Genomic DNA, 17,591 nt, shown 5'->3' with positions numbered 1-17,591 from the left:
GCAACTCAGTAAGTTAGACTACAGTTAACAGGTATATCACTGAAAACAACTGAAAAGCAGGGAGAACACCATGCAAAAACATATCCTGATCACCTCTATTTTTACCGCAGCAGCACTGTTTACCGTGGCCGGTTGTTCCTCAAACCAGGCGGTTAAAACCACCGATGGTAAAACGATTGTCACTGACGGCAAACCGCAAGTCGATGATGATACTGGCCTGGTATCGTACAAAAATGCCCAGACGGGTAAGACGGAACAGATTAACCGCGATCAGGTTAAGGATATGAGTGAGCTGGATAACTAGTTCAGTTTTCTCCATTCAGCCACTCAATAATATTGACTGTTAGCCTGCGGATTAAGTGACTAAACTCACTGTTATTACAATAATGCAGTGAAACAGGCTAATCATGATCCTCATCATTTATGCGCATCCCTATCCGCAGCACTCGCATGCGAATAAGCGGATGCTTGAACAGGCAAGGACGCTGGAGGGCGTGGAGATCCGCTCGCTCTACCAGCTCTACCCCGACTTCAATATCGATATTGCCGCTGAACAGGATGCACTGGCACGCGCTGATTTGATCATCTGGCAGCATCCGATGCAGTGGTACAGCACACCTCCATTACTCAAGCTGTGGATGGACAAGGTCCTTGCACACGGTTGGGCGTACGGCCACGGTGGAACTGCGCTGCACGGTAAACATCTGCTGTGGGCGGTGACGACCGGCGGCGGTGAAAACCACTTCGATATTGGCTCCCATCCCGGATTTGATGTGCTTTCCCAGCCTTTACAGGCAACAGCGCTCTATTGCGGCCTCAAATGGCTGCCGCCGTTTGCGATGCACTGTACGTTTATCTGTGATGATGAAACCCTGCAAGCGCAGGCGCGTCACTACAAACAGCGTCTGATGGAATGGCAGGAGGCACACCATGGATAGCCATACGCTGATACAGGCGCTGATTTACCTCGGATCGGCGGCACTGATTGTCCCCATCGCCGTACGGTTGGGACTCGGGTCGGTACTGGGGTATCTCATCGCCGGGTGCATTATCGGTCCATGGGGCCTGAGGCTGGTGACGGATGCGGAATCCATCCTGCATTTTGCGGAGATCGGTGTGGTGCTGATGCTGTTTGTCATCGGTCTGGAGCTGGATCCGCAACGTTTGTGGAAACTTCGAGCCTCGGTGTTCGGCGGCGGCGCGCTACAGATGGTGGTATGCGGGGGCCTGATTGGTGTGTTCTGTATGTTCCTCGGCCTGCGCTGGCAGGTAGCGGAACTGATCGGCATGACGCTGGCGCTTTCCTCTACGGCTATCGCTATGCAGGCGATGAATGAACGCAACCTGATGGTTTCACAAATGGGCCGCAGCGCGTTTGCCGTGCTGCTGTTCCAGGATATCGCCGCTATTCCACTGGTGGCGATGATTCCGTTACTGGCAGCGAGCGGTGCATCGACAACGCTTGGGGCGTTTGCATTGTCTGCCCTTAAGGTAGCGGGCGCACTGGTATTGGTGGTGGTGTTGGGGCGTTATGTCACACGTCCGGCCTTACGTTTTGTCGCCCGTTCGGGCCTGCGGGAAGTATTTAGTGCCGTTGCGCTGTTCCTCGTGTTTGGCTTCGGTCTGCTGTTGGAAGAGGTTGGATTGTCGATGGCGATGGGGGCATTCCTGGCCGGGGTGCTGCTGGCAAGCTCTGAGTATCGGCATGCGCTGGAAAGCGACATTGAGCCGTTTAAAGGTCTGCTGCTGGGACTATTCTTCATCGGTGTGGGGATGTCTATCGACTTTGGTACGCTGATTGATAATCCCTTGCGCATTATCATTTTGCTGGTCGGTTTCCTGGTTATTAAAACCGTCATGCTGTGGTTGATAGCGAAACCGTTGCAGGTGCCGAACAAGCAGCGCCGCTGGTTTGCCGTATTATTAGGGCAGGGCAGTGAGTTTGCTTTTGTGGTGTTTGGCGCGGCGCAAATGGCAAATGTGCTCGATCCTGACTGGGCGAAATCGCTGACGCTGGCGGTGGCGTTGTCGATGGCGGCTACGCCGATTTTGCTGGTGATTTTGACGCGTTTGGAAAAGTCGGCGACTGAGGAAGAGCGGGAAGCCGATGAAATCGATGAGGAGCAACCGCGGGTGATCATCGCTGGATTTGGGCGATTTGGCCAGATAACCGGTCGTCTGTTGTTGTCCAGCGGTGTCAAAATGGTGGTTCTTGATCATGACCCGGACCATATCGAAACGCTGCGTAAATTCGGCATGAAGGTTTTCTATGGCGATGCGACCCGGATGGATCTGTTGGAGTCTGCCGGGGCGGCGAAAGCTGAAGTCATTATTAATGCCATTGACGATCCGCAAACCAGCCTGCAGTTAACCGAAATGGTGAAAGAGCATTTCCCGCATCTGCAAATTATTGCTCGTGCGCGCGACGTGGATCATTACATTCGCCTGCGCCAGGCGGGCGTGGATATGCCGGAACGTGAAACCTTTGAAGGTGCACTGAAGACTGGACGTCTGGCGCTGGAGGGGCTCGGCCTTGGTCGCTATGAGGCGCGTGAGCGGGCCGACGTATTCCGCCGATTCAATACCATGATGGTAGAGGAGATGGTGAAAGGGGAAAATGACGCGACTTCCCGCGCGGCCGTTTATAAACGCACCAGCGCAATGCTGAGTGAAATTATTGCGGAAGATCGTCAGCACTTATCGTTAATTCAGCGCCATGGCTGGCAAGGCACGGATGAAGGTAAGCATACGGGCGACGTCGCCGATGAGCCGGAAGTGAAACCGTCAGCATAGGGTAAAAAATGTGATGTTCTGCAAACTTTACTGCTAATTGGCTGTTTTTGAACTACTGTAATGCTGGCGTACCACCATAAATAGGTCGGTTCGCCAGCAGAACGGAAAATTTTCCTGTTCATCCTCTTTCCGCCAGTCGACGAAAGATTGCGCTTTCCGTATAGTGGCGACAATTTTTTTGTATCCGGGAAATATTCAATGATCAGTCTGATTGCGGCGTTAGCGGTAGATCGCGTCATCGGTATGGAGAACGCCATGCCGTGGAACCTCCCTGCCGATCTCGCCTGGTTTAAACGTAATACCTTAAACAAGCCGGTTGTCATGGGACGCCACACCTGGGAATCCATCGGGCGACCGTTACCTGGGCGTAAAAATATCGTCATCAGCAGTAAGCCTGGCACCGACGATCGCGTGCAGTGGGTGAAGTCTGTGGATGAAGCAATTGCAGCCTGCGGCGATGAGCCTGAAATTATGGTAATTGGCGGTGGGCGTGTGTATGAGCAGTTCCTGCCAAAAGCGCAGAAACTGTATCTGACGCATATTGACGCTGAAGTGGAAGGGGATACGCATTTCCCGGACTACGAGCCGGATGACTGGGAATCGGTGTTCAGTGAATTCCACGATGCCGACGCGCAAAACTCTCACAGCTACTGCTTCGAGGTTCTGGAGCGTCGTTAATTTGGGTGCCTGATGGCATATTCGTTTGCCGGATAAGGTGCGAGCACCGCATCCGGCAAACGACTATCAGGCGTTGACTGCTTCGCCAGGATCCAGATTCAGATGGCGATTTGATGGCTGCACAAAGTACTGTTTGTCTTCCCAGCGCAGACAGGTGAGATCGCCTCCCCAACAACACCCCGTATCCAGCGCGTAAATACCTTCTGGTGTGCCTTTACCCTCCAGCGATGCCCAGTGCCCGAATGCAATGCTGTACGCTTCACTGACAGGTCCAGGAATGGCAAACCATGGCTTCAGCGGGGCAGGTGCCTCTTCTGGTGACTCTTTGCTGTACATATCCAACTGACCGTTGGGGAAGCAGTAACGCATGCGGGTAAAGGCGTTGGTAATAAAACGCAGGCGCGCCAGCCCCGTGAGTTCCGGGGTCCAGTTATTGGGCATGTCGCCGTACATCGCATCAAGGAAGAATGGATACGAGTCGCTCGACAGCACGGCTTCAACATCGCGAGCACAGTCTTTTGCCGTCTGCAGGTCCCACTGTGGGGTGATACCGGCATGCGCCATCACCAGCTTCTTCTCTTCATCTACCTGCAACAGCGGTTGACGGCGGAGCCAGTTAAGTAATTCATCGGCATCCGGTGCTTCGAGCAGCGATGTGACCCTGTCTTTAGGTTTATTACGACTGATACCGGCAAATACGGCCAGCAGGTGTAAATCGTGATTACCCAATACTAACCGCACGCTGTCGCCCAGTGATTTCACGTAGCGCAAAACGTCCAGCGAGCCCGGTCCACGAGCGACCAGATCGCCGGTGAGCCATAGGGTGTCTTTTTCGGAATTAAAGTCTACCTGATGCAGCAAGGCTACCAGTTCATCGTAACAACCGTGAACGTCGCCAATAAGGTATGTCGCCATAGTTATTGTTTTAATGAATGAGTGTTGGAACGGCGAGTCGGAATACGGGAATGTCGATAGTAAAGGCGATGCCTTGTTCATCGATCATTTCGTAATGACCCTGCATGGTGCCCAGCGGCGTTTCAATCACCGCACCGCTGGTGTACTGGTACTCTTCGCCGGGTTCGATGTGGGGCTGGACGCCAACCACGCCTTCACCCTGAACTTCGGTTTCGCGGCCATGACCATTAGTGATCAACCAATAACGCCCCAACAGCTGCACAGGCGCTCGCCCCAAATTGCGGATAGTTACGGTGTAAGCAAAAACGTAACGTTCATCATCAGGTGAGGATTGCGCTTCAATGTAGACGCTTTGTACCTGAATGCACACTCGGGGCGAATTGATCATGTTTAACTCTCCTTCGATGGCGCGTTTTCTGACAGATAGTTAGCCATCCGGCAGTATTGCGCGACAGAGATATTTTCCGCTCGCATCGCCGGATCAATGCCCAGCTCTGTCAGTACTTCAACGCTAAACAGGTTGCCGAGACTGTTACGTACCGTTTTACGGCGCTGATTAAACGCTTCGGTGGTAATACGGCTCAGCACACGAACATCTTTAACCGGGTACGGCATCGTCGTATGAGGGACCAGACGCACAACGGCTGAATCAACTTTAGGCGCAGGCGTAAATGCAGAAGGCGGTACTTCAAGTACCGGGATCACATTGCAGTAATACTGCGCCATGACGCTTAATCGACCATACGCTTTACTGTTTGGCCCTGCAACCAGACGATTGACCACCTCTTTTTGCAACATGAAATGCATGTCGGCAATGGCATCAGTATAGGAAAAAAGATGGAACATGAGCGGCGTGGAGATGTTATACGGCAGGTTACCGAATACACGCAGCGGCTGCCCCATCGTTTGTGCCAGTTCGCCGAAGTTCATGGTCATGGCATCTTGCTGATAAATCGTCAGCTTAGGCCCTAAAAACGGGTGTGTCTGTAGGCGTGCTGCCAGATCGCGGTCGAGCTCAATGACCGTGAGCTTGTCCAGACGTTCGCCTACTGGTTCGGTCAATGCCGCCAGGCCTGGGCCGATTTCGACCATAGCCTGACCTTTCTGCGGGTTGATAGCAGAGACAATACTTTCGATCACAAACTGATCGTTGAGGAAGTTCTGCCCGAAACGTTTACGGGCTAAATGGCCCTGATGGACTCGATTATTCATTGGTATTAACAATCATTTTGATGGCGAGATTAAGCGCCGTAATAAAACTGCCGACATCTGCTTGTCCACGACCCGCGAGTTCAAGTGCGGTACCGTGATCGACGGATGTGCGAATAAAGGGCAGGCCTAGCGTGATATTCACACCGCGGCCAAATCCCTGGTATTTTAGCACGGGGAGACCCTGATCGTGGTACATTGCCAGCACGGCATCCGCGTGGTCGAGATATTTGGGCTGAAACAGCGTATCTGCGGGCAGCGGACCGTTTAATTTCATCCCCTGCGCACGCAGTTCATCGAGCACCGGAATGAGGGTGTCTATCTCTTCCGTTCCCATATGACCGCCTTCACCAGCATGCGGATTAAGACCACACACCAGAATATGCGGATCGGCAATGCCGAACTTGGTGCGTAAATCATGATGCAAAATGCCGATGACTTCCTGAAGCAGGGCGGGCGTAATGGCGTCGGCAACGGCTCTGAGCGGCAAATGCGTGGTTGCCAGGGCAACGCGCAGCTCTTCGGTCGCCAGCATCATAACAACTTTCTTTGCCTGTGAACGCTCTTCAAAAAACTCAGTATGCCCGGTAAACGGAACGCCTGCGTCATTGATTACGCCCTTGTGAACCGGACCGGTGATCAGCGCCGCAAACTCACCTTGCAGACAACCATCGCAAGCGCGAGCCAGCGTATCCACCACATATTGTCCGTTTTCTACCGCCAACTGACCCGCGACAACAGGTGCCCGCAGTGCAATCGGTAATAGCGTCAATGTGCCTGCTGATTGCGGTCTGGCTGGGGTATCTGGAGAGTAGGGGAGGAGTGAAAGCGGTAAACCGAGCATTACTGCCCGGTCACTGAGGAGTGCTGGATCCGCACAGACAACGAGTTCTACAGGCCAATCGCGCTGGGCGAGCTGAACCAGCAGGTCTGGGCCAATCCCGGCGGGTTCGCCGGGAGTGATAACAACGCGTTGAGTACGAGCCATTAGTTGCTCAGAACTTTAACGTAAGCGCTGGCGCGCTGTTCCTGCATCCAGGTTGCTGCTTCTTCCGAGAATTTACGGTTCATCAGCATACGGTAAGCTCTGTCTTTCTGCGCTGCGTCAGTTTTATCAACGTTACGCGTGTCCAGCAGTTCGATCAGATGCCAACCGAAAGAGGAGTGCACCGGGGCGCTCATCTGGCCTTTATGAAGTTTGGTCAGCGCATCACGGAAAGCTGGGTCGAAAATATCCGCTGCAGCCCAACCCAGATCGCCGCCCTGGTTGGCAGAGCCTGGATCCTGAGAAAACTCTTTAGCGGCTGCCGCGAAGGTAGTTTTACCGCTCTTAATATCTGCCGCGATTTGTTCCAGCTTCAGACGCGCCTGCTGATCGGTCATGATCGGCGACGGCTTGAGCAGAATGTGGCGGGCGTGAACTTCAGTCACTGAGATGCTCTGGCTTTGGCCACGCATATCGTTAACTTTCAGGATGTGGAAGCCGACACCGGAACGAATTGGGCCGATGATATCGCCTTTTATCGCCGTGCTTAACGCCTGGGCGAAGATACCCGGCAGCTCCTGAATACGTCCCCATCCCATCTGGCCGCCTTTCAGCGCCTGCTGGTCAGCGGAATAAGTAATAGCCAGTTTGCCGAAATCACTACCGTTACGCGCTTCATCAACAACAGAGCGCGCCTGGCTTTCAGCCGCGTTAACCTGGTCGGAAGTTGGGTTTTCCGGTAATGGGATCAGAATGTGGCTCAGGTTCAGCTCGGTGCTGGCATCGTTTTGGTTGCCTACCTGCTGCGCCAGGGCATCCACTTCCTGAGGCAGGATAGTGACGCGACGGCGAACTTCGTTGTTACGCACTTCGGAGATGGTCATCTCTTTGCGGATCTGGCTACGATAGGTTGAATAGCTTAAGCCATCCTGTGCCAGACGGCTGCGCATCTGATCCAGCGTCATATTGTTTTGCTTGGCGATGTTGGCAATAGCCTGATCCAGCTGCTCGTCAGAGATTTTAACACCCATCTTCTGGCCCATCTGTAGAAGGATTTGATCCATGATCAAACGTTCCAGGATCTGATGACGCAGCGTGGCGTCGTCCGGCAACTGCTGACCAGCCTGACCCGCATTAAGTTTTACTGACTGCATTAAGCCATCGACGTCGCTTTCCAGAACGACGCCGTTATTGACGACGGCTGCGACTTTATCGACTACCTGTGGGGCAGCGAAACTGGTATTCGCGATCATGGCGATACCGAGAAGCAGCGTTTTCCAGTTCTTCATACTTTTTCCATTATTAATTAACCGCAATGCGGATTACGTTGTAAATCAATCAGATCATAAAGCGCTTTGATACGGCAAAATGTTCGAACGCAACATTTGAGTCGTGCCGAGACCGTAGTTAGAGCTCAGGCCGCGGAGCTCGATATTAAAGCCGATCGTGTTGTCATAAATCGCGTGCTGCATTTTGTCATCCCAACCGTTCAGCTTACGCTCGTAGCCGAAACGAATGGCGTAACAGCAGGAGTTGTACTGTAGGCCCAGCATTGAATCCGCTTCTTTGTTCACGTTGGTATCGAAGTAATAAGCACCAACAATCGACCAGCGATCGGCGATCGGGAAGCTTGCCACCGCGCCCACCTGCGAAATCCCGTTTTTATATTGATCTGCCGTAGAGTAGTAAGACGGCAAAGTAGCCTGAATATACTCCGAACTGGCGTAACGGTAATTCAACTGCAGCATACGGTTTTCATCGCGACGGTATTCAATACTGCTGCTGCTGGTTGCAACGCTGTCCAGACGCGTGTCGTACTGGATCCCGCTGCGTAAACCCCAGCGGTCGGAGATGCGCCAGTAGGTGTCGCCCGCCCATACCAGTGAGCCCGTTTTGTCGTCATTCTCCCATTTGATGTTGTCATCGCCGGTGCGAGACTCGGTGAAATAGTAGATTTGACCCACAGAAATATTAAAACGTTCAACGGCTGCGTCATCATAAACGCGAGATGTGACCCCAGTCGTCACCTGATTGGCGGAAGCGATACGGTCCAGGCCGCCATAGGTACGGTCGCGGAACAGGCCGCTGTAGTCAGATTGCAGCAGGGAAGAGTCATAGTTATAGATATGGCTTTGGTCACGATACGGGACGTACAGGTACTGGGCGCGCGGCTCCAACGTCTGGGTATAGCCCGGTGCCAACATTTGCATGTCGCGCTCGAATACCATTTTGCCGTCAACTTTAAACTGCGGCATGACGCGGTTGGCTGAATCGTCCAGCTTGGTGTTCTTCGGATTACTGTTATACCAATCCAGATTGGTCTGCTGGTAGTGCGTCGCCATCAGCTTCGCTTCGGTATTGATACTCCCCCAGTTATTCGACAACGGCAGATTGATCGTTGGTTCCAGGTGAACACGCGTGGCTTCCGGCATGTTGTCATTGGTGTTCACGAAATGGACCGCCTGACCATAAATCCGGGTATCAAACGGACCGACGTCATTCTGGTAATAGTTGACGTCCAACTGCGGCTGCGCAGAGTAACTGTTACTGTTTTGTGCGTCGAAGACCTGGAACTGCTTGGTCGATACCGTAGCGTCAAAGTTTTGTACCGCGTAGCCGACGCTGAATTTCTGCGTGGCGTAGCCGTCGGTACTGGAACCGTATTTGTTATCGAAATCGTTAAAGTAGCTGGTGTCGCTGACCTTGGTGTAGTCGACGTTGAAACGCCACACCTGGTCCATCACGCCAGAGTGCTGCCAGTAGAACAGCCAGCGACGTGAATTGTCATCCTTCGGATGTTCGTCCTCGTATACTTTATCGGAATTCAGATAGTCGAACTCCATCAAGCCCACACCCGCCTGGGTGAGGTAGCGGAATTCGTTTTCCCACATGATACCGCCACGACGGTGCATATAATGTGGCGTGATGGTGGCGTCCATATTGGGCGCAATGTTCCAGTAATACGGGAGATAGAACTCAAAATAGTTATTGGTGGAATATTTTGCGTTCGGGATCAGGAAACCGGAACGGCGCTTATCGCCGACGGGTAACTGTAAATAAGGACTGTAAAAGACCGGAACCGGACCCAGTTTAAAACGGGCGTTCCAGATCTCTGCGACCTGTTCTTCACGGTCATGAATGACTTCGCTACCGACAACGCTCCAGGTATCGGAACCTGGCAGACAGGAGGTAAAGCTACCGTTTTCCAGAATGGTATAACGGTTTTCCCCACGCTGTTTCATCAGGTCGGCTTTCCCACGCCCCTGACGGCCCACCATCTGGTAATCACCTTCCCAGATGTTGGTATCTTTGGTATTCAGATTAGACCAGCCCTTCGGTCCCTTCAGAATAACCTGATTGTCGTCATAGTGGACATTGCCCAGCGCATCGACGGTACGTACTGGCTCCGGCTGGCCTTCAGCCTGCTTCTGATGAAGCTGCACTTCGTCGGCCTGCAGGCGGCTGTTACCCTGTGCGATGTCCACGTTGCCGGTAAACACCGCGTCATCGGGATAATTCCCTTTTGCGTTATCGGCATTGATGGTGACGGGTAACTCATTAGTCTCGCCCTGTACCAGAGGACGGTCATAGCTCGGCACGCCCAGCATACACTGTGAGGCGAGATCGGCTGCCAGGCCCTGATGGCTATAGAGGGCGCTGGCAATCATGGTGGCCAGAAGAGTGGGAATACGTTTTTTCATACGTTGTATTTATTGTTCCATCATCAGTAGCGTCGCGCGTGACAAACGGTCACAGCCTAACTTATCTCATCTTCACTTCGCTAGTATTAATCCTGCCCATTTTATACCCGCCACCTTTCAAGCTGCATCTTCGTTGTCTTCCTCGTTCACCCCAGTCACTTACATGGGTAAGCTCCGGGGACTCACTACGTTGCCGCCTTGCTGCAACTCGAAATCCAACGTGTATAGCGTTTGTGGTGTTAGGCACGGCATTGAATGACAGGTATGATAATGCAAATTATAGGCGATGTCCCACAATTGACCGCAGCCGTAAATCGGTAAAAGCACCTTATATTGTGGGACATAGCCTGGCTGAGAGCATAAAGATTTGGGGAGTCTATGCAGTATTGGGGAAAGATAATTGGTGTAGCCGTGGCCTTAATGATGGGCGGCGGCTTCTGGGGTGTGGTTCTGGGGCTGTTAGTTGGCCACATGTTCGACAAAGCCCGCATGCGCAAAATGGCGTGGTTTGCCAACCAACGTGAACGCCAGGCGCTGTTTTTTGCCACCACTTTTGAGGTGATGGGACATCTGACCAAATCCAAAGGTCGCGTCACGGAAGCCGATATTCATATCGCCAGCCAGTTGATGGATCGGATGAATTTGCACGGTGACTCGCGAACTGCTGCACAACACGCCTTCCGGGTAGGAAAATCGGATAATTACCCATTACGTGAAAAGATGCGTCAGTTTCGCAGCGTCTGTTTTGGTCGATTCGATCTGATCCGCATGTTTCTGGAGATTCAGATCCAGGCGGCATTTGCCGATGGGTCGTTGCATCCTAACGAACGTGAAGTGCTGTATGTGATTGCTGAAGAGTTGGGGATCTCACGCACCCAATTTGATCAGTTCCTGCGCATGATGCAGGGCGGCGCGCAGTTTGGCGGCGGCTATCAGCAGCAGTCTGGCGGCGGTGGCTGGCAGCAGGCGCAACGCGGCCCGACGCTGGAAGACGCCTGCAATGTGCTGGGTGTGAAAACGACCGATGATGCGACCACCATAAAGCGCGCTTACCGTAAGCTGATGAGCGAGCACCATCCGGACAAACTGGTTGCGAAAGGTCTGCCGCCAGAGATGATGGAAATGGCGAAGCAAAAAGCGCAGGAAATTCAAAAGGCATATGAGCTAATCAAAGAACAGAAAGGCTTTAAGTAAGGTGAATTGCCGGATGCGGCTTGCGCCTTATCCGGCCTACGTTAATGAATGTAGGCCGGGCAAGCGAAGCGCCCCCGGCATCAATTGGCTCTGCGTTTAAAAATCCGCCGGGACTTTAAACGTCATACTGTTGCCGTATTCGGGATGCGTGATGGTTAACATCTCTGCATGCAGCAACAGGCGCGGCGCTAACGCCAGAGCTTCTGGCGGAGCATAGAAGCGGTCGCCCAGGATTGGATGCCCTAAAGCCAGCATATGCACACGCAACTGGTGGGAGCGTCCGGTAATGGGTTTGAGCACTACCCGGGCGGTGTTATCCGCCGCGAACTCCACGACTTCATACTCTGTCTGCGCCGATTTCCCGGTCTCATAACACACTTTTTGCTTTGGCCTGTTCGGCCAGTCGCAAATCAGCGGTAAATCAACCAGACCCTCGGCCGGAGCGGGATGTCCCCAGACGCGTGCAACATACTGTTTTTTCGGTTCGCGCTCGCGAAACTGGCGTTTTAGCTCGCGCTCTGCCGCTTTGGTGAGCGCGACTACAATCACGCCGCTGGTTGCCATATCCAGACGATGCACGGATTCAGCCTGCGGATAATCACGCTGAATACGCGTCATCACGCTGTCTTTGTGCTCATCCAGACGACCCGGCACAGACAACAAGCCGCTCGGCTTGTTGACCACCATAATGTGCTCATCCTGATACAGGATGACCAGCCAGGGTTCCTGCGGCGGATTATAGTTTTCCATCCCCATGTATGGCTCCGTTACTGATGCGTCACGACGATCAGGCGCAGGGCGTCCAGACGCCAGCCCGCCTGATCCAGGCTTTCCATCACCTGCTGACGGTTGCTTTCGATTGCGCTAAGTTCGTCATCACGGATGTTCGGGTTAACGGCGCGCAGCGCTTCGAGACGGGAAAGTTCTGCCGTCAGCTTCTCGTCCGCTTCTTTACGCGCCGCGTCGATCAGCGCGCGGGCTGATTTTTCCACCTGCGCTTCACCGAGTTGCAGAATGGCATGAACATCCTGCTGCACCGCGTTGACCAGTTTGCTGCCGGTGTGGCGGTTAACGGCGCTGAGCTGACGGTTAAAGGTTTCGAACTCAACCTGTGCGGCAAGGTTATTGCCGTTTTTATCCAGCAGCATGCGTACCGGCGTTGGCGGCAGGAAGCGGTTCAACTGCAGCTGTTTCGGCGCTTGCGCTTCAACGACATAGACCAGCTCAACCAGCAGCGTACCAACAGGTAATGCTTTGTTTTTCAACAACGAAATAGTGCTGCTTCCGGTGTCGCCGGAGAGGATCAGATCAAGACCATTGCGGATCAGCGGATGCTCCCAGGTAATAAACTGTGCGTCTTCACGTGACAGGGCGACATCGCGCTCGAACGTAATGGTGCAGCCATCTTCCGGCAGCCCAGGGAAATCCGGCACCAGCATATGATCGGACGGCGTCAGCACGATTAAATTGTCGCCACGGTCATCCTGATTAATACCAACGATATCAAACAGATTCATGGCGAAAGCGATCAGGCTAGTATCATCGTCCTGTTCTTCAATACTTTCAGCAAGCCGCTGAGCTTTTTCACCGCCGTTAGAGTGGATCTCCAGCAGACGATCTCGACCTTGTTCCAGTTGTGCTTTCAGTGCGTCATGCTGTTCGCGACAAGTTTTGATCAGATCGTCAAAGCCCTCGGTATTTTCTGGTTCAGCCAGGTAGCCGATCAGATTGTTATAGACCGTGTCATAGATGGTACGGCCGGTCGGGCAGGTGTGTTCGAACGCATCCAGACCTTCGTGGTACCAGCGCACCAGCACGGATTGCGCGGTTTTTTCCAGGTACGGAACATGAATCTGAATATCATGCGCCTGACCAATACGGTCCAGACGCCCAATACGCTGTTCCAGCAGATCCGGGTTGAACGGCAGGTCAAACATCACCAGATTGCTGGCGAACTGGAAGTTACGCCCTTCGGAGCCGATTTCAGAACACAGCATTACCTGGGCGCCGCTATCTTCTTCGCTAAACCAGGCCGCGGCGCGGTCACGTTCAATGATCGACATCCCTTCATGGAACACGGCGGCGCGGATACCTTCACGCTCGCGCAGAACCTGCTCCAGCTGAAGTGCGGTGGTGGCTTTCGCGCAGATAACTAATACTTTTTGCGAGCGGTGGCTGGTCAGGTAGCCCATCAGCCATTCCACGCGCGGGTCAAAGTTCCACCAGGTGCCGGTGTCGCCTTCGAATTCCTGATAAATCTGTTCCGGGTAGAGCATGTCGCGCGCACGGTCTTCCGCGCTTTTACGCGCGCCCATGATGCCGGAGACTTTAATCGCCGTCTGGTATTGGGTTGGCAGCGGCAACTTGATGGTATGCAGTTCGCGTTTCGGGAAGCCTTTCACGCCATTACGGGTGTTACGGAATAGCACGCGGCTGGTGCCGTGGCGGTCCATCAGCATTGAAACCAGCTCCTGACGCGCGCTCTGGGCGTCTTCACTGTCGCTGTTTGCCGCCTGTAATAGCGGCTCAATGTCCTGCTCGCCGATCATGTCGCCTAACATGTTCAGCTCATTGTTACTCAGCTTGTTGCCTGCCAGTAACATAGCGACGGCGTCGGCGACCGGACGATAATTTTTTTGCTCTTCAACAAACTGGGTGAAATCGTGGAAACGGCTAGGGTCCAGCAGGCGCAGACGTGCAAAGTGACTTTCCATGCCCAGCTGCTCAGGTGTCGCGGTTAGCAGCAGGATGCCCGGCACACGTTCTGCCAGTTGTTCAATGGCCATATATTCGCGGCTGGGCGCGTCTTCGCTCCATACCAGGTGATGAGCTTCATCGACAATCAGCAGATCCCACTCGGCGTCACACAGGTGCTCCAGACGCTGTTTATTGCGACGGGCAAAGTCCAGCGAGCAGATGACCAGTTGTTCGGTTTCAAACGGGTTGTAGGCGTCGTGCTGCGCTTCTGCATAACGCTCATCATCAAACAGCGCAAAACGCAGGTTGAAACGACGCAGCATTTCGACCAGCCACTGGTGCTGTAATGTCTCCGGGACGATGATCAGCACGCGCTCTGCGGCGCCGGACAGCAGCTGTTGATGCAGGATCATCCCGGCTTCAATGGTTTTACCTAAACCCACTTCGTCTGCCAGTAAAACGCGAGGGGCATGACGGCGGCCAACATCATGAGCAATGTTAAGCTGGTGAGGAATCAGGCTGGTACGTTGACCACGCAAGCCACTCCACGGCATACGATATAGGCAAGCAGGCCGTTTTCTTCTTTTACTTCATCGACATGCAGTTGCCAGCCTTCATGGCTTGTTATCGTATCGCCAGGATTGAACATCACGCGGGTCACGGGGGAATCACTGCGCGCATACAGACGGTTTTCGCCCGTCGATGAGAAAAGTAAAGTGACGGTTCGCGCATCCATGGCGACAACAGTACCAAGTCCCAATTCGCTTTCTGTATCGCTGATCCAGCGTTGACCAAGTGTAAAAGGCATATATGTTCGGCTCTATATCTTTAATTGCAGGCAATACTCGTCATTTTCCGGGCTAGTCCCCGTTATTGAGAGCATACGACCCCGCTACCAGGCTAATAAATCAGTGGTAGTGGTGTTAAATGGGTCCAGGAATGGAAAGGGCGCTATGGTACTGGATGGCGGCGGTTTCGTCACGCGTCAAAATAACCCCAGTTGTCCTGTGAGTAGTGTAGCAAAATTATCGTCAATAAAGGGAAGAATTCCCTCGGCAACGGGTTGGATCTGGCGGGTCAGATAATGCTCGTAATCGAGCACAGATAGCTGATAATCAACAGGTTCAGGGCCATTGACCGTCCAGACATATTTTATGGTTCCGCGATTCTGATACTGCGGTGGACGCCCCAGTTTTACATTCTGCTCATCGGCGAGTCGCGCGGCACGAACGTGTGGTGGAACATTTCGCTGGTATTCGCTTAACGGGCGGCGCAGGCGCTTGCGGTACACCAGTTGTTCATCCATTTCACCAGCCATCAGACGGTCAATAGTCTCGCGAATAAACTCCTGATAAGGTTCGTTACGAAAAATTCGCAGGTATAGCTCCTGCTGAAACTGTTGGGCCAGCGGCGTCCAGTCGGTTCGTACCGTTTCCAGCCCCTTAAACACCATTCGTTGCTCAGCACCGTCCTGAATCATCCCCGCATAGCGTTTTTTACTGCCGGTATCTGCACCGCGAATGGTCGGCATTAGAAAGCGACAAAAATGGGTTTCAAACTCCAATTCCAGCGCGCTGGTCAGATTTTGCTGCTTCAGCGATTGCGCCCACCAGGTGTTGACATAGCTCACCAGCTCCCGACCAATTCGGGCTGCATCGTCTTCTGAGTGCGCCTTTTTAAGCCAGACGAAGGTGGAATCGGTATCGCCATAAATGACATCGTAACCCTGAGCCTCAATTAACGCTTTGGTCTGGCGCATGATCGCATGGCCGCGCATGGTAATGGACGAGGCCAGTCTCGGGTCGAAAAAGCGACAGGCGGTGGTGCCCAGCACGCCGTAAAATGCGTTCATGATGATTTTCAACGCCTGCGAAAGTGGCTTATTGCCGCGGCGTTTTGCTTCTTCGCGCCCGTGCCAGATCTGAGTAACGATTTCCGGCAGGCAGTGCTTTTCGCGGGAAAACCAGGCGTCAAGGAACCCTTCGGTGCTGTATTCCGGATCCGGCTGCGCCATCCCTTCGATAAGCCCCACCGGATCGATTAAAAAAGTACGAATTATTGAGGGGTACAGGCTTTTGTAGTCCAGCACCAGTACGGAGTCGTATAAGCCTGGACGCGAGTCCATCACATAGCCGCCAGGGCTGGCGTGCGCGGGGACTTCACCCAGATTCGGCGCCACATAACCCGCCCGGTGCATTCGTGGCAGGTAGAGATGTCCGAAGGCGGCAACTGAACCACCGTGCCGATCGACCGGCAGACCGTTGACCGTCGATCGTTCCAGCAGAAATGGCATGATCTCGGTTTTATGAAAAATACGCGTGACCAACTCGCAGTCTTTGAGATTGTAGGTGGCAAGTGCGGGCTTATCCTGGGCAAATCGACGGTCAATTTCGTCCATTCTGTCCCACGGATTATCAATCGACTTCCCTTCGCCCAGCAGTTCCTGCGACACCGTTTCCAGTGAAAAGGACGAGAAATTCCAGAATGCGGATTTGAGTGCCTCGATGCCGTCGATAATCAGGCGACCCTTAGCCTGCGCGAAGAATACGCCGTTTTTGAAGCCATGCTCACGCCACTCCAGCTCGCTACTATCACGACCAAAACGCAGGGGAATGCGGTAACGTTCGGCGTGCTTTTGCAGGACGCGTAAATCGAATTGCACGACGTTCCAGCCGATTATCACATCAGGATCGTGACGGGCAATCCAGTCATTGAGCTTTTCCAGCAACTGCGGACGGCTTGCAACGTACTCAAGTTCAAAATCAAGCGTAGAGGCGTCGCCGTTTGCCGGGCCGAGCATATAGACAATACGCTGCCCACAACCTTCAAGACCGATGCAGTAAAGTTCGCCGTGGCGCGTGGTTTCGATATCCAGCGATACCCATTTTAGCGGTGGTCGATAGTCAGGGTTCGGCTTCAGGCGAGCATTAATTAGCATGCCATCACGCTTGTCGCCTTCAACCCAAACAGGGGAGGTGATAAAGCGCTCCATCAGATACCGCTCAGGTGGACGTACGTCGGCCTCATAGACGGTGACTGCGTTTTCGCGCAGCAGTTTTTCCAGCCGCATGAGCTGGCGATGTGAGCGGCAATACAGGCCGGAAACGGGCTGACGGTGGAAGTCTTGCAACTGCAGCGGTGTCAGGCGATAGCCGTTTTCAGTGCGTAATAATGACGTTACGCGAGGAACCTGACTGGTGGGAATAAACGCGACCGACTCCTGAGGCGCGAGCGTGACCTGCAGCGGCCCATTGTCTGTAGCCAGCCAGAATGAGACCTCAGTTCCCTGTGGGGTGTCCCGCCAGTGCCGGGTTAAAATAAAACCTGCTTGCGCCACGCTGCGTATCCATCAAAAAACCAGGCATTATTATAGCCTGGTTCTGATAAATTAGCTGTGATTTTATACAGTTGTCATGCTC

Annotated in this window: 13 protein-coding genes and 1 pseudogene; 5 read left to right on the top strand and 9 right to left on the bottom strand. The window is 53.4% G+C overall.

Annotated features, from left to right (window positions below; all coding sequences use genetic code 11):
- The first annotated feature begins 70 nt into the window (after positions 1-70).
- The 4 genes from BZK41_RS02895 (at position 71) to folA (ending at position 3,471) form a co-directional block, all read left to right on the top strand.
- Positions 71-304 carry a YgdI/YgdR family lipoprotein gene (locus BZK41_RS02895; protein WP_003018880.1) on the top strand — a complete coding sequence of 78 codons (234 nt, stop codon included), beginning with the start codon at positions 71-73 and terminating at the stop codon, positions 302-304.
- A gap of 103 nt (positions 305-407) precedes the next feature.
- On the top strand, positions 408-938 hold the full coding sequence (gene kefF / locus BZK41_RS02890; RefSeq protein WP_079937112.1) for a glutathione-regulated potassium-efflux system oxidoreductase KefF: 531 nt from the start codon (positions 408-410) through the stop codon (positions 936-938).
- A complete protein-coding gene (gene kefC, locus BZK41_RS02885) occupies positions 931-2,793 on the top strand; it encodes a glutathione-regulated potassium-efflux system protein KefC (protein WP_008786170.1) in 1,863 nt (620 codons plus the stop codon). Before kefF ends, kefC begins: the two co-directional genes overlap by 8 nt.
- A 198-nt stretch (positions 2,794-2,991) precedes the next feature.
- On the top strand, positions 2,992-3,471 hold the full coding sequence (folA, locus tag BZK41_RS02875; RefSeq protein WP_137383754.1) for a type 3 dihydrofolate reductase: 480 nt from the start codon (positions 2,992-2,994) through the stop codon (positions 3,469-3,471).
- Positions 3,472-3,537: 66 nt separating this feature from the next.
- Here the strand turns inward: folA and apaH are convergent, their stop codons facing one another.
- From apaH to lptD, 6 genes are read right to left on the bottom strand one after another with little or no spacing between them, the layout of a single operon-like run.
- Positions 3,538-4,386, bottom strand: coding sequence for a bis(5'-nucleosyl)-tetraphosphatase (symmetrical) ApaH (gene apaH / locus BZK41_RS02870; RefSeq protein WP_079937109.1), 849 nt, complete (start codon positions 4,384-4,386; stop codon positions 3,538-3,540).
- Between the two features lie 10 nt (positions 4,387-4,396).
- Positions 4,397-4,774: a Co2+/Mg2+ efflux protein ApaG gene (gene apaG, locus BZK41_RS02865; RefSeq protein ID WP_003018867.1), complete on the bottom strand. Its 378-nt coding sequence runs from the start codon at positions 4,772-4,774 to the stop codon at positions 4,397-4,399.
- A gap of 2 nt (positions 4,775-4,776) precedes the next feature.
- On the bottom strand, positions 4,777-5,598 hold the full coding sequence (gene rsmA / locus BZK41_RS02860) for a 16S rRNA (adenine(1518)-N(6)/adenine(1519)-N(6))-dimethyltransferase RsmA (RefSeq protein ID WP_003829609.1): 822 nt from the start codon (positions 5,596-5,598) through the stop codon (positions 4,777-4,779).
- The gene (gene pdxA / locus BZK41_RS02855) at positions 5,591-6,583 is read right to left on the bottom strand and encodes a 4-hydroxythreonine-4-phosphate dehydrogenase PdxA (protein WP_079937108.1); all 993 of its coding nucleotides are present in this window, start codon (positions 6,581-6,583) and stop codon (positions 5,591-5,593) included. Before pdxA ends, rsmA begins: the two co-directional genes overlap by 8 nt.
- Positions 6,583-7,869, bottom strand: coding sequence for a peptidylprolyl isomerase SurA (gene surA / locus BZK41_RS02850; RefSeq protein WP_079937107.1), 1,287 nt, complete (start codon positions 7,867-7,869; stop codon positions 6,583-6,585). Before surA ends, pdxA begins: the two co-directional genes overlap by 1 nt.
- Positions 7,870-7,923: 54 nt before the next feature.
- The gene (gene lptD / locus BZK41_RS02845) at positions 7,924-10,281 is read right to left on the bottom strand and encodes an LPS assembly protein LptD (protein WP_079937106.1); all 2,358 of its coding nucleotides are present in this window, start codon (positions 10,279-10,281) and stop codon (positions 7,924-7,926) included.
- A 378-nt stretch (positions 10,282-10,659) separates the two neighbouring features.
- Here lptD and djlA point away from each other — a divergent pair, with 378 nt between their 5' ends.
- Positions 10,660-11,475: a co-chaperone DjlA gene (gene djlA / locus BZK41_RS02840; protein WP_003845702.1), complete on the top strand. Its 816-nt coding sequence runs from the start codon at positions 10,660-10,662 to the stop codon at positions 11,473-11,475.
- A gap of 96 nt (positions 11,476-11,571) precedes the next feature.
- Here the strand turns inward: djlA and rluA are convergent, their stop codons facing one another.
- From rluA to polB, 3 genes and pseudogenes are all read right to left on the bottom strand, one after another.
- Positions 11,572-12,231, bottom strand: coding sequence for a bifunctional tRNA pseudouridine(32) synthase/23S rRNA pseudouridine(746) synthase RluA (gene rluA / locus BZK41_RS02835; protein ID WP_003018849.1), 660 nt, complete (start codon positions 12,229-12,231; stop codon positions 11,572-11,574).
- Positions 12,232-12,242: 11 nt separating this feature from the next.
- Positions 12,243-14,980 (bottom strand): annotated as a pseudogene (gene rapA / locus BZK41_RS02830) (RNA polymerase-associated protein RapA).
- A 177-nt stretch (positions 14,981-15,157) separates the two neighbouring features.
- Entirely contained in the window at positions 15,158-17,509 is a 2,352-nt protein-coding gene (polB, locus tag BZK41_RS02825) for a DNA polymerase II (RefSeq protein WP_079937105.1), read from the bottom strand.
- Positions 17,510-17,591: the final 82 nt, after the last annotated feature.

The organism is Citrobacter sp. A316, from assembly GCF_002042945.1.
GTDB classification, from domain to species: Bacteria; Pseudomonadota; Gammaproteobacteria; order Enterobacterales; family Enterobacteriaceae; genus Citrobacter; species Citrobacter portucalensis.
This window is presented reverse-complemented; position numbering and strand designations above follow the sequence as displayed.

Coding starts and splice junctions, on each gene's coding strand:
- BZK41_RS02895 (WP_003018880.1), top strand. CDS start 71: ATGCAAAAACATATCCTGATCACCTCTATTTTTACCGCAGCAGCACTG.
- rsmA (WP_003829609.1), bottom strand. CDS start 5,598: ATGAATAATCGAGTCCATCAGGGCCATTTAGCCCGTAAACGTTTCGGG.
- apaH (WP_079937109.1), bottom strand. CDS start 4,386: ATGGCGACATACCTTATTGGCGACGTTCACGGTTGTTACGATGAACTG.
- djlA (WP_003845702.1), top strand. CDS start 10,660: ATGCAGTATTGGGGAAAGATAATTGGTGTAGCCGTGGCCTTAATGATG.
- rluA (WP_003018849.1), bottom strand. CDS start 12,231: ATGGGGATGGAAAACTATAATCCGCCGCAGGAACCCTGGCTGGTCATC.
- folA (WP_137383754.1), top strand. CDS start 2,992: ATGATCAGTCTGATTGCGGCGTTAGCGGTAGATCGCGTCATCGGTATG.
- kefC (WP_008786170.1), top strand. CDS start 931: ATGGATAGCCATACGCTGATACAGGCGCTGATTTACCTCGGATCGGCG.
- kefF (WP_079937112.1), top strand. CDS start 408: ATGATCCTCATCATTTATGCGCATCCCTATCCGCAGCACTCGCATGCG.
- apaG (WP_003018867.1), bottom strand. CDS start 4,774: ATGATCAATTCGCCCCGAGTGTGCATTCAGGTACAAAGCGTCTACATT.
- surA (WP_079937107.1), bottom strand. CDS start 7,869: ATGAAGAACTGGAAAACGCTGCTTCTCGGTATCGCCATGATCGCGAAT.
- lptD (WP_079937106.1), bottom strand. CDS start 10,281: ATGAAAAAACGTATTCCCACTCTTCTGGCCACCATGATTGCCAGCGCC.
- pdxA (WP_079937108.1), bottom strand. CDS start 6,583: ATGGCTCGTACTCAACGCGTTGTTATCACTCCCGGCGAACCCGCCGGG.